This window comes from Candidatus Zixiibacteriota bacterium, from assembly GCA_040752815.1.
In the GTDB taxonomy this organism is placed as follows: domain Bacteria; phylum Zixibacteria; class MSB-5A5; order GN15; family FEB-12; genus JAGGTI01.
Window position 1 is genome coordinate 1 of record JBFMGC010000012.1, and the last position, 12,752, is coordinate 12,752.

Here is a 12,752-nt window from a genome sequence, read left to right on the forward strand (position 1 = left end):
TGTATGACAACCCGGGAGTAGATACGGATTCGGACGGATACTTCGGTGAATTTCGTGTTTGTGAGGGCGAGACGACCTGGTACAAAGGGGACGGTGTTCCAGACTTTCGCGGCAACACCCCGCCGCCGATACCGTTCACACGCTTCGAGACCGAGCCGGGGAGGATTGTCATCCGGTGGAACGGGTACTTTTCAGAGACAACCAAAGACCGCTTCTCCGGGCTGGTTGACTTCGAGGGGTATCGCGTTTACACCGGTCTTGACAATCGCAGGACGAGCCTGGCAATTCTATCGAGCTATGACAAAGAAGATTTCTTCCGGTTCAAGTATCATGAGCTTGGGTCGGGCCAGAATCGCTGGATCAATGACGACCCGCCGTACAGCTTAGACTCGCTGCGTATCATCCACAACGATTCTGAGTTCGATCCGCTGCGCTATCCCCGCGAGCGGCCACGATTTGAGGGCGACAGCGCGTTCTATTTCGCACCGGTCGATGCCAACTTAGCTGATCTCAGTTCTATTACCGGCATCCACAAGGCGTATCCTGACGCTGTCAATCCCGGCACTGATTCGACGCTCTGGACCGATGATGACATCACCATGGAACACGGCCGCCGCCTGCCGAAATTCTACGAGTACGAGTACATCATCGATAATCTTCTGCCGACTGTCCCTTACTTTGTCAGCGTGACGGTCTTTGATTTCGGCTACGCCGGGGGCAGAGGCAATCTACCTCCGGATGAGACGAATCCTCTGAACAACATTACCGAGGTCTACGCCCAAACATCATCTAATATAGTGGAAGAGCAGAACCTCGATGTCATCGTCTATCCGAACCCGTACCGTGTCGACGCCCATTATCACGAGTTAGGCTACGAGAATCGCAAGAGGACGATCATTCCTGACCGCGCCCGCCTCATCCACTTCAGCAATCTGCCGCGCGTCTGCAAGATCAGCATTTTCACGCTTGACGGTGACTTAGTGGGCTCGATCGATCACGACTTCCCTGACGGCGGTCCCGAATCGATGCACGACTGGTGGAATCTGGTAAGCCGCTCCGGCCTTGCGGTGGAATCCGGCCTTTACTACTGGGTGGTCGAATCACCGACGCGAACGCAGATCGGGAAGTTCGTGATTCTGAAGTAGGGCGGGTCCGCTTCGAACCCGCCATGGTCGGCGGAATCACCGGTCGCGCGCTTACGCGGGCGACCCGCCGCAGATGGCAGAATCGCTGATTGCTCGCTGACGCGAACAATCCATGGATTCTGCCCTACCGTTCCCTAGGTCACCCTAAGCCTGTCGAACAGTAATTCCGTATGTCGTGGACATTCTCATCAACTATACCTGTGCGCGGCAGAGACGTGTGCACGGCAGACCTCCCGGTCTGCCCGGTCAAGACGCCTGAGTGAAGACACGACGGGGGCAGACGAGGACGTCTGCCGCCCACCCAGACGGAGAGGTCCGCCGCCCACGCAGACGAGGATCCGCCTGCGGCGGACCGCCCCCGAGAACATCCCACCCATTTGGTGGGTACAAATCACTCTCTTGCTTGACAACTCTCCAAATCGGCGCGTATAATATCAGAAATCGTTTCGGTGCTGCCCGCAGTGGGCGGATAATAGGGAAGACGGTGCAAGTCCGTCGCAGCCCCGCTACTGTAACGGCTACTCCGGTGGCAATCGGCCACTCGTCCCGGTGGACGGGGAAGGCGCCGCGTGGAGGATCGAAGCCCAAGCCAGGAAACCTGCCGAAACATCACATCGTTGCATCGCCGGCAGCGCGGGCTGTCAGGAAAGGTGTCTCGCGCCGAGCCGGCTTCACAAGGAGGCTGCTATGCGGCGCATTTTCATTGCGGGCATCCTGCTGGCCGCGGGGGCGACGGGACCCCGGGCGCAGGAACGCTCGGGCGGGGAGTTCAACCCCTATCATCTTGACGATTCCATTGTGGTATCCGCCAACCGTCTGGCCACACCGGTAAGGCAGATCGCCAGTTCTATCACGGTTATTACTGCCGACGACATCCGGCGTTCCCAGGCCGGTAATGTCACCGAGATACTGCGATCTGTCCCCGGCCTGAATGTTGTGCAGGCGGGCGGCCCGGGACAGCAGACCGCGATTTTCATGCGCGGCACCAACTCGGAACACGTGCAGATGCTCATCGACGGGGTCAAGATCAACGACCCGTCGTCGCCAAGCAACGCCGTCAATCTCGCGACACTCGCTCTCGACAACATAGACCGGATCGAAATCCTGCGCGGGCCGCAGAGCGTGCTGTACGGGTCGGACGCCATGGGCGGGGTGATTCAGATCTTCACTCGCACAGGTTTGGGGCGACCGCAGGTGGGCCTGTCGGTGGAAGGTGGTTCGCTGAACAGCCATGCCGAGAGATTATGGGTGCACGCCGGAACTGAGAGACATGACTACTCAATGGAACTGTCCCGGCGTAGCACGGATGGTGTTTCCGCCACGTCGGGAAACGGCGATCTGGAAGATGACGGTTTCGACAATACCACAGTCACAGCAGCTCTGGCGTACCGTCCGTCGACAAAAACCCAATTACGGTTGGTAGGGCGTATGGCCGACAGCGACACCGACCTCGATCAGAGCTACGGCGCGCTCGACGATCCCAACTACACCATGAACTCAAAGGAACGATTCCTCTCTGCCTGTTTCGGCCACGATATCCAGGCAGGGCGCTGGACCCAGCGGTTCGGAACCTACCTGACCGATTACGAGCGGTCGACTGTCGATCGGGTCGACGGCAAACATCCGGGCGACACGAATGACACGCGTTACGACGGGCGACGCACTAAGTTCGACTGGCAATCAACAGTCATGTGGGGTGAGTCGCAGCGGTTCTCGCTGGGGCTGGAGACGGAAGAAGATCGGCTTGATCAGGCGCTCTTTTTCGGCAGCCTGTGGGGGGACTATGAAAGTCGAATCGAAGGCGCAGCCGCGCGAACATCTGCCGTTTACGGTCAGGGCGAGTTCAACCTTGGCCAGCGCTTGTTCGCTAACGCAGGTTGGCGTTACGATGACCACGACACTTTTGGAACTAAGGCAACCTATCGTCTGGCAGGAGCATTCCTAATCGATGCGCTGGGGATGAAATGTCGGGCGGCTTACAGCACCGGCTTCAAAGCGCCCGCGCTATTTCAGATTTATGACCCGACCACCGGCAACCGGGCGTTGCGTCCTGAGCGCACCCGAGGAGGCGAATTCGGCCTGGAGGTACGCCTGTTGGACAATCGACTCGCCCTCGGTGCGACCTACTTCCACACGAGCTTTGACAATCTCATTCAGTTTGGGGCCGTGACAGGACGGATGGCAAACGTGGCCAAGGCCCGCACTCGGGGTGTCGAATCCTTTGCTGAAGTTGACTTTGGTTCGACCAGGATTCGGTGTGACTACACGTATACCAATGCCCGTGATCGCCAATCAAATCTGGCGCTAGTTCGCCGACCCGGAAACAAAGCCGCCGTGCAGGTGGATCAGCTACTCACGCAGTCTCTTGAGTTCCACGCGGAGGGCATCTACACTGGTAAGCGGGAGGACACAGATTACGCGCCCTGGCCGCCCGTACGAGTCATTTTGCACGGATATACTACGGTCAACCTGGCCGGGCAGTATCGCTTCAAACCAGGGATTGGGGTTTTTGGTCGAATCAGCAATGTATTCGACGCCAATTACGAAGAGGTTTTGTACTTTAGTCCGGTTCCGCGGACCATCTCGGTTGGAATCGACCTGGTACTCTGAACCTCCCAGGCTTTATTGCTGGTCACTCAAACCGGTTCCGGGGCGACTTTGATCGCCCCGGCGGCTGGCGGTGCTGTCGAATCGGTCGTACACCACATTTTTTTGTCTTGCCTTTGCGGGGGATACGTGTATAATAACATGGGTGCTGACAGCCCTGGGTTGAGGCTTTTTCTCACAATTCAGACAGCGACCATTTGACAAAACAACGAGGTTCAGCGTCAGGAAGGAACCTCGCCACAAGAACAAAAAAACTAGCTGGCCATTCGAAGGCCGACAAGAGGAAGCCATGACCAGTTGGAGCATGGAATACAGCATAGATGTAGACGAAGAAAACGCCGTCGTCTACGTTAAGGTCTACGGACAGTGGCAGGCCGATACGGCCCGCCAGTATCATGAAGATTTCAAGCGGGAAGCGGCGCCGCTGCTTGGCCGTCCTTGGGCCAAGATTGTCGATTTGACGAACTGGAAGACCTCGCGGAACGAGGTCACCACGGTTATCGGCAGGCACATGGCCTGGTCGAGAGAAAACGGCGTGGCCTTGTCGATCTACATCATCAACAACGTAAGCACATTCCGACAGCTGAACGAGATGTTCGTCAAGGGCGGAACGAAGAAGGTCTCACAGACCTTCCGTACTTGGGAGGAGGGGGAACAGTATCTTCAGAACAACTGGTTAGGTAAGAAGCGCAAAGAGGCGCAGAGCTAATCCCGATTCGTCCTGGCAGAGTTGGCGTGCTGCCGGGTCTGACCGCACACTCCCTTTTCACCTTTTCAGGTATGCGTCAAACCATCTCCTTATCCATTCCAGTCTTGCCGCTCGGCGATCCGGCCGCCCGTGCCGCGAAAGACCGTGCGGTTCCTCCGGGAATCTGACCATTTCGACAGTCTTGCCAAGAACTTTCAGCATGGTGTACATCTGCTCCGCCTGCTCGATGTTGCAGCGCAAATCCTGTTCGTTGTGGAGAATCAGCACCGGTGTCTTCACATGACGGAAGTAGGTTATAGGCGAGCACTTTTCGTAGTTTTCGGGATTGGTCCACGGACGGCCTGCGAATTCCCTTTCGAGCTCGTAGCCGATGTCTGAGGACCCGAAGAACGACTTTAGTTCCACCACGGACCGTTGGGTCACGGCCGCTTTGAACCGATGGGTGTGGCCGATAATCCAGTTGGTCATATACCCGCCGTAGGATCCGCCTGTAAGTCCAAGACGTTTGGGATCCACGAAACTCTGGCGTTCCAGCCAGTCGGCTGCGGCCATGCAGTCTTTGTAGTCGAGATCGCCCCAGCCGCCGGCGATCGCGTCGGCCCACATCTCGCCCCGGCCCGAGCCCCCTCTTGGATTGGTGTACAGGACAACATATCCTGAAGCTGCGAGGTACTGCATCTCGTGAAAGAATGTGTAGCCGTACTCGGTGCGGGGGCCGCCGTGAATCTCGAGGATCGCGGGATAGCGGCGGCTGCGCTTGAATCCGGGCGGAAGTACGAGCCAGCCCTGTACCTCGGTACCGTCGAACGATTTAAACCAGACTTCGCGCATCGCGCTGGGCTGGATATCCGACCGCAGGAACGGATTCATATCGGTTAGCCGTCGCGCCTGTTTCTCGGCGCCGTATTTCAGCGGGCAGACCACTATGTCTCCGGGGTTCTTCAGGTCAGCATGCAAGGCCGCGGCGACACGCGCCCTCCCCGCTATAGAGAAACCTTTGATGTGGCAGTCACCCCGGTAAATCCGAGTCGGTTTTCCGCCGCGCGCCGGAACCGAGAAGAGATTGTTGGCGCCGGTGTCGGAACTGTGGAAGTACAGTTGTTTGGAATCAGCAGACCAGTAAAGCGGGTTCTCTCCGTGGAGATCGCCGGTATCATGAATGGTTTGATCAATCGCCATCCGGTCGAACATCGGCATCAAATCGTGCGCCGCCGGTCTGCCGTTCACACCGACCATCCACACGTGGAGATTAGTGACTCCCCAGGCATCGTCCGGGTTGTCGTGGCCGATATAAGCGATCCTGCGACCGTCGGGTGAGAAGCGAGGCGAACTAATTGGTCCCGGCGGAGTAGGAACCCGCCGTTCCCTGCCGCCTCCTAGAGGAATCATGAAGAGATCATCACGGAGCATGTCAAGGTCAGGATTCTTCGACCGGTTTGACACGAAGGCCACCCAACGGCCATCGCGTGACACGTTGGGAGAGTGATTGTCACGAGCGCCTGAGGTCAGCTTTCTTGGTTTAGCGTCGGCTACCCCCAGGACGTACACCTGATATCGATCCTTAGGAAGAAACCCCTCACCGTCGAGGCGGTAATACAGGCGGGTGATGTGTCTGAAGACCGGAGCTTCGGCCTTCTTCTTTTCATCCTCGATGAAATGCGAGTCTTTGTAGCGAAGGGCGAACACCAGGTGGCGGCCGTCAGGGGTCCATTGCAGCGATCCCACCGATCCCTCTATTTCGAGCAACCGTTTCTCAGCCCCGCCCGCCGACGGCATCACGTAGATGCCGGTTTTCTTGTCGCGGGTCGATACGAAGGCGATACGGCTGCCGTCGTGTGACCACACCGGCTGGCCGTCGCTATGGTCGCCGTGGGTGAACTGGGTCGACGTGCCCGAGGCGATGTCGAGCATAAATATATTCTGGAAGTACTTGTTGGACTTCTCGTCGATGCGTTCTACGCAGTATGCGATTCTCTTTTCGTCGGGCGACAGTGCCAGCCCGGTGACAAGTCTCAGGCGAAACAGATCCTGCACTGACATCTTGTGGCGGGAGGTCTTGGTCTTGCGTTCCACGAAATTCAGTCCTTTCCGAAAAGGGAGAATGTTAGGCCGCATGGTAGGGCAAATGTCGGGGCCGGGCAAGCGAAAGGTGAAAGTGTAGACACGACCTCAGGTGGCGTGGCTGTCCCGGCGAATTTGGTTCTTAATCCGCGCGCGATCCGAAGGCGCAAGCACAAACCACCCACCCACACTCGCTGCCAGCGATACTGTCAATACATTTATGATAAACGCTCCCCACGAGAAGGGTGGAACAATTGTGCGAATAAGCACCGCCACCGGCAGTGTGGCGAACATCGCCAGGAATCCTGAGCGAACGCCGGACATGAGAATATGGATCACTGACAGGCCCAGCGCGCGGCTGATCAGTATCGGGTACATAGTCAGGTATAGTACGAGTTGGGGCAGGGCCGCAGCGCAGGCCATACCGATCAGTCCGTATTTGGGAATCAGCAAGAGAGAGAATGCAATTTTGGTCACGCTCTCCACAACCAGAACTTGTAGTATGAGCCCGTGACGATCAATTCCAAAAAGCACGGCGTTGCCAATGATCTGGGGAACAAAGAACGCCGAGCCGATCGCCAGAATTCGCATGACTTCGGAGGAGGCCTCGAACTCGGGCGGCAGCCAGAGCATCACGAACGGGCGGGCGTAGACCACCACTCCGACGGTCATGAAGAATGACAGATACGATGTATACGCGAGACCTTTGAGGTAGATTCGGCGAATACCATCCAGGTCGCCGTGGCTTTCGAGCTCCGAAACTCTTGTGGTCAGGGGCGAAGCGATCACGTTAACAGCGTTGCGGAGATAAAGCATCAGTTGCGCCCCCGGGGCATAAACTCCGGCCGCGGCGGCGGACGACAGAAGTCCGAGCAGGACTGCATCAGTGTTGAATATCACCAGCCAGGCGAGCGTGATGCCGAACGTGACCCTGGAGTAATCCAGCAATTCGCGGGTGGTAGTCCTGTCTGAGGTCGACCGGAAAATCCTGACTTGAGGGTAGAGGCGCTTAAGCCAGATGATGGCGGCGATCTGTTTGAGTGTGCTCATGCCAAGTATGGCGACAGCCAGAGGGACCAGGCCGTACCCCGATGCCAGAAGTGCCACCATTATCAGCGTGCGCAACAGATCTTCGAGCATGTGCAGCAGGTTCGATATGTCGAAGCGCTGGAAGCCGCCGAGCGACCCTGCAAACGGGAGTAGATAGAAACGCATCCCCATGTAAACGCCGATAATCACCAGGGCCGTCTTACCCTCTGACAGCAGCGACGGATCACCGATTCTGAAGAAGTCGAACAAAAAGGTTGCCGCGAGCCACGAGCCAACTATGATTAGCGAACCGGCGAACAGATAAAGCCGGAAGGTGGCACCAAGGACTTTGTTGATTTGCCCGAACTGGCCCGTGCCGAGATATTTCGATATGAACCGAAGCAGCGCTTTCTCAAGACCGAAATCGAGCAGGACGAAGTAGTTGATAGTCTGAAAGACCAGCACCCAGACGCCGTAACGGGCATCGCCGAGGGTCGCTGTGATATATGGAACGAACAGGAAGCTGATGACAATGCGGAGCGCGTACCCCACCCACGAGGTCCAGATATTTCTTGAGAGCTGGCGATGGTCGGGCACTGTCTGTCTGTCCTTGTTCCAGAATCGATTCAAGGATAACCGGGTCAAACGTCTACTGCAACCGGATAGTGAGTGAAACGGCTCTATGTCACGTTGCGCTTATGTTCTGCTGACGTTGCTGCTGTTCGCCGCACTCTGGGCCGGCTGCGGCAGTCCGTGGATCTCGCTGGTCGAAAGAGAGACGACACTTGGACCTCGCCCGTCGCATTACGGCATCAGCCTGCCGTACCCGGTGGCGGCCAAAACCTGGGCGGGGGACACGTCCGCGATTACCGGTGCGGAGCGTATCATTCCGGTTCTGCTGTCGATTGACCATAAGGGTAGGGTGATAGGTGTAGCGGCCGAGTCGCCGGCCGATCAACCGGTCGCGGATTTTTATGCGCTGTACCTGAGCGGTTTCCGATTCGAACCGGGTCGGAACAACGATACTGTGTCGGCGATGACCTTGAGGGTCGCAGTGCAGATTGGCGACGTGGGTCCCAAGCCAATAGTGCACTTTCCGGTCGGCGTTCGCCCCGAGGTAGACAAAAGTGAGCACTATTGGGCTGCTTTCGAGACGTTGGGAATCCAGCCCGCCCGCCTGAGGAGCTTTCCGTCGTATAATTTTGAGATCGATCCGTTGTCCGACTGGTTTCAATACGAGTACAAGTTCTTCCGTGTCGATCTGGATACCCTGGGCGAGGTCACTGCTGTCGAGCTTGTGAGGTCCACCTCCCCGGCATTCACCGAGCAGATACGAGCAGCGATAGACTGGGGCGAATACGAGCCGATGCGCGTGAAGAGCCGCGCGGTTCCGTCCACGAATTACCTTGTAGTGGCGCTGCTGCCCAACGCCGCTTACCCGACCAAAGCCGTCTCGTTCGAGTCTGCCGAATCGTTGCCAATTTGGGACCGATTGAGAATCCGACTCCTGCCGGATACGATCGGCGAGCTAATGCCCCCCGTACCCAAGCGCGACTGGTCGGGAGCTATCGCGGATTCTGTTCATCGCATGAGTTTAGCAGAAACGGTTGTATTTGCTCTCGAGGTCGATACGTTGGGAACAGGGGTGATAGAGCGGATCGGGAACTCTAACTGGAAAATCCGGAGTTTACTCAATCGACTCTCTCACGACCGGCGGTTCTTCCCAGCTCTTGACTTCGCCGGACAGACGAGACCCTGGACAGATCTTGCCCGGATGGTATATCCCTCGGCCGACAGTGTCCGCGTCTGGTTCAGGTGGGGCGAACCAGGTCCGCGCGCAATCACCTACCGCGACCGCCCGATTCCGTAGACAACCACCATCTGCGGATGGCCTTCCTTCCGGGGCGCAGATACTGCGCTCACTCAGTTCAAATGTACGAAGCCCGCTTGTAGGCCGTGATTCCAGGCCCTGTCCAACAGCGACTTACCACGGGATTTCTTATCCGGCACCGGGGTTGTCCATCTTTATTGCGGTCATCGGCGGAAGTGCCTGTTATGGGCGGTCTTAGGAAGAAATTCGTATGCCGCCGGTAGTATAAAAGAAAGGAGGCGGCCATGGTGGTCGCGACTCGACTTATGAACCTGATCTCCGGTGTTTTGATTCTGGCCAGTGGCGCCTATATCGAGTTGGGTTTCGAAGCAGTACTCTCCGATATCAGTCGGCTGGTAATTGCCTCGGCGGCCCTCATGTACTTCATCTGGCGGCTCTGGCGGTTTCTTGGTTCGGAGGTCACTCCACGGAAAGTAGGTACATCGTATCGTCGCGATGGAAATTAGGGCTTGACAATAGAGGACAATACCATAATTTAGTCGTCTTGTGTAAGACGGGAATGAAGAGAAGGCATTGAGACAGAACATCTTAGCAGCAGCATTGTGGTTGGCGGCGGCCTCGATAGTGCTCCCCACGGGGGCCTCGGCTGAGACTCTCGACCAGAATGCGCAGGCGGCCCTCGACGCCGGTGATACGGCGGCCGCTGTTGCTCATATCGAAAAAGCTATCCAGACCGATCCGACCTACCATTACAACTACCATGTGCTCGGCTTGATCTCGTGTCGCCGAGGTGATTTCCGAAAGGCCCTCGGATACTTTCAATCGGCGGTGGAGAAAAAGAAGAAGCACTACGAATCGCTTTTCTATCTCGGACAGTGCCAGCTCCAGGTTGAAGACCTCGATGGCGCCCAGAAGTCTTTCGCGGAAGGCTTGAAAAAAGCCCGCGAAATGAAAGACCGTTTCGAGTACGGTATGGGCCTGGTGTTCATGGCGCGCAAGGAATACCAGGAGGCGGATCGCTCACTGCGGCGCGCGGTGGCCGCCGATTCCACTCGGGCGGAGTACCACATCGCTCTGGGTGATGTCAACTTTTACCAGGGTGTACCGGCGCTGGCGGTAAGCGAGTACGAAATCGCCCATGCTCTGGATACGGCCGGAACCGAGGTATACTTCCACTGGGCTGAGGCCTGTCTCGAGAACAAAGATTACACCTGTGCAATAGATAAGCTCCGTATCGTGTTGTCGCGCGACTCGACATTCGCGCCCGCTTGGAACCGGGCCGGCGGTATCTACTTCAAAGCGGGGTTATCGTCACGCGTTCGCGAAGACCGCCTCCAGCGCTTTGCCGACGCGATAGGGTCGTACGAGCGCTATATCCAGTTGGCCAATGTCCAGCCCGATTCTACCACCGTGCGGGCGTTTTTCGAAACAGCTATGGCGTATGCCAACATCTTCCGCTATGAAGAGGCGCTGCCGTACTTTGAGAAGGTCCTGGCCATTCCCTACGAGCCGCGTGATATCTACTTCCACTACGGCAAGGCACTCTGGGGGGTCAAGCAGTATGACCGCGCTGCTGAGCTGATGGAGAAACACGAGGCATGGGCGGCGTCACAAGACGACAATGCCTCGCGTGTCGACCAGGCGGAACTCTACAAGATTCTTGGGGATTGCTACTTCTACAGCCAGCCCAAGCGGTACTCGGAAGCGGTCGGATACTACCGCAAATCGCTTGACGCCGACGCTAACCAGCCGCGCGTACTGCAGAACCTGGCGGTAGCGCTGCATACGCTCGAACGCTACGGCGAGGCGATGCATTACTACGAGCTCCGCAAAGCCGCCGGTGTCGACAGCGCCTCGGCCACCATTCTCAAGAACGCGTCGCTCTGTGCCTTGCGCATCGCCGGAGATGAGTCCGGGGCTATGGACGACGAGGGTTTGCTTGAAGAGGACCAGGCTGCCGCTGGCAGTGTCGTCGATACGTTCACGAACCCGTCGCTCAACTACTATCAGGTGGCGGTAGATTACATGAAGCAGTATCTGAATTTCATGCCCAACGATACCTCCACTTACGAGCGCCTGGCCAACACTTACCTGTACCAGCTTCAGGACTGCGCCAACGGTGTGGCCGCCTGCGAGCGGGTGCTGGCGCTGGACCCGAACAATTGTCAGGCCAAAAAGTCGATCGGTTTCGCTTATTTCACCGGCAGTATCTGCGGGAAGGATCTGAGCAAGACCCTCAAATACATGCTGCAGGCGCAGGAGTGTCTCTCCGCCAAGGGGCCGTGCACGGATGTCGCGCTCATGACCTGGATCGCCCAGGCGTACCACCTTCGGGCGGTGGCCGGCACCGCCGACGCGAACAGCGATTACAAGAACGCCTTTGAATGGTACGGCCGCGTCTTGAAGTGTGACCCTAACAACGCTGAGGCCAGGAAGGGCGCCGACGATACCCAATTCGAATTCAATTGATTACAACGCGAAGATGTTAGGTGTTTGAATGGCAGATGGGGAAAAAATAAGCCCTGGAGGATCGAGGATAACCGATCAGGAGCGATATCGCTATATCGGATTCGAGGTATTCCCCGGCACTCCGAAAGACCTGTTCTCAAACGACGCCGAGAAGGTCAGGCTCGTGGACGCCGTGCGCAAACGGCGCGAATCCAGAGATACGCTCCGCGATGACTGCAAACTGCTCGAAGAGCGTGTCGGCTCCGGTGAGCGCCTGGTTCTGGCGATCGCCTCGGTCATCATGCTACTGGCCCTTTTTCTCCCCTGGTACTCGGCCTACACCGTGGTAGCGGATACACCCGCCGCCGGTGTGTCGACATCCCAGGGCGGTGCGTCTCAGACTTCCGGTACGACCGGCGGTGTGACAGCCACCCGCCCCGGCCAGCGGGCCAACGAGGAAATCATCACCGGTCACGCCGCTCGTGCTAAGACGCACAAAGTGTTCACGCGGCTTTCCGGCCTCGGGATGTTCGGTTCGCTCGGCTCAGTCGGCGGGGCGGTGTTTTCGTCAGGGTTCATCCTGATGCTCTCGGGACTACTGATGCTCGTTTTCACGTTGTCGTGTCTGGCCATCCCCATCATGAATCTCTACAGCCTCTTTGGGCTGAAGGGAAAGCCGGATGACATCGCCGTCATGTTGAAGAAAAACCTGCGCCTTAACTGGATCCCCCTCCTGCTGCTCCTGGTTGTTGTCATATTGTCCTTTTTCGGTTCGAGCTACGGTTTCGATGCCGAGAGGACATTCGCCAGCCTGGGCGGAAGCTATGGCATAGGCGCGGTGTTCAACACCCTGTCGTGGGGGATATTCGTGGCGCTGGCTGCCTCGATAGTCGTGGCGGTCAAAGGAATTGAAATCTAATTG

9 protein-coding genes and 1 riboswitch are annotated in these 12,752 nt (G+C 57.4%); of the genes, 7 read left to right on the plus strand and 2 right to left on the minus strand.

What is annotated here, in order from left to right:
- The 3 genes from AB1772_04830 to AB1772_04840 all read left to right on the plus strand — a co-directional run.
- Positions 1-1,145: hypothetical protein (locus tag AB1772_04830; GenBank protein ID MEW5795667.1), on the plus strand; the 1,145-nt coding region annotated here is incomplete at its 5' end.
- A gap of 430 nt (positions 1,146-1,575) precedes the next feature.
- A riboswitch (cobalamin riboswitch) is annotated at positions 1,576-1,766 on the plus strand.
- A gap of 66 nt (positions 1,767-1,832) precedes the next feature.
- Positions 1,833-3,755: a TonB-dependent receptor gene (locus AB1772_04835; protein MEW5795668.1), complete on the plus strand. Its 1,923-nt coding sequence runs from the start codon at positions 1,833-1,835 to the stop codon at positions 3,753-3,755.
- Positions 3,756-4,041: 286 nt separating this feature from the next.
- Positions 4,042-4,461, plus strand: coding sequence for a hypothetical protein (locus AB1772_04840; GenBank protein MEW5795669.1), 420 nt, complete (start codon positions 4,042-4,044; stop codon positions 4,459-4,461).
- Positions 4,462-4,518: 57 nt separating this feature from the next.
- Here the strand turns inward: AB1772_04840 and AB1772_04845 are convergent, their stop codons facing one another.
- Positions 4,519-6,534 (minus strand): S9 family peptidase, encoded by a 2,016-nt coding sequence (locus tag AB1772_04845; GenBank protein ID MEW5795670.1) that lies wholly within the window; start codon positions 6,532-6,534, stop codon positions 4,519-4,521.
- 96 nt (positions 6,535-6,630) lie between these two features.
- Positions 6,631-8,148: an oligosaccharide flippase family protein gene (locus tag AB1772_04850; protein MEW5795671.1), complete on the minus strand. Its 1,518-nt coding sequence runs from the start codon at positions 8,146-8,148 to the stop codon at positions 6,631-6,633.
- Between the two features lie 85 nt (positions 8,149-8,233).
- On the opposite strand from AB1772_04850, the gene AB1772_04855 reads away from it, so the two are divergent.
- The 4 genes from AB1772_04855 (at position 8,234) to AB1772_04870 (ending at position 12,749) form a co-directional block, all read left to right on the plus strand.
- A complete protein-coding gene (locus tag AB1772_04855; protein MEW5795672.1) occupies positions 8,234-9,421 on the plus strand; it encodes a hypothetical protein in 1,188 nt (395 codons plus the stop codon).
- 245 nt (positions 9,422-9,666) lie between these two features.
- Entirely contained in the window at positions 9,667-9,888 is a 222-nt protein-coding gene (locus AB1772_04860; GenBank protein MEW5795673.1) for a hypothetical protein, read from the plus strand.
- A gap of 67 nt (positions 9,889-9,955) precedes the next feature.
- A complete protein-coding gene (locus tag AB1772_04865; protein MEW5795674.1) occupies positions 9,956-11,851 on the plus strand; it encodes a tetratricopeptide repeat protein in 1,896 nt (631 codons plus the stop codon).
- 28 nt (positions 11,852-11,879) lie between these two features.
- Positions 11,880-12,749: a hypothetical protein gene (locus tag AB1772_04870; GenBank protein MEW5795675.1), complete on the plus strand. Its 870-nt coding sequence runs from the start codon at positions 11,880-11,882 to the stop codon at positions 12,747-12,749.
- The last annotated feature ends 3 nt before the right edge of the window (positions 12,750-12,752 follow it).

Coding starts and splice junctions, on each gene's coding strand:
- AB1772_04835 (MEW5795668.1), top strand. CDS start 1,833: ATGCGGCGCATTTTCATTGCGGGCATCCTGCTGGCCGCGGGGGCGACG.
- AB1772_04840 (MEW5795669.1), top strand. CDS start 4,042: ATGACCAGTTGGAGCATGGAATACAGCATAGATGTAGACGAAGAAAAC.
- AB1772_04855 (MEW5795672.1), top strand. CDS start 8,234: ATGTCACGTTGCGCTTATGTTCTGCTGACGTTGCTGCTGTTCGCCGCA.
- AB1772_04860 (MEW5795673.1), top strand. CDS start 9,667: ATGGTGGTCGCGACTCGACTTATGAACCTGATCTCCGGTGTTTTGATT.
- AB1772_04870 (MEW5795675.1), top strand. CDS start 11,880: ATGGCAGATGGGGAAAAAATAAGCCCTGGAGGATCGAGGATAACCGAT.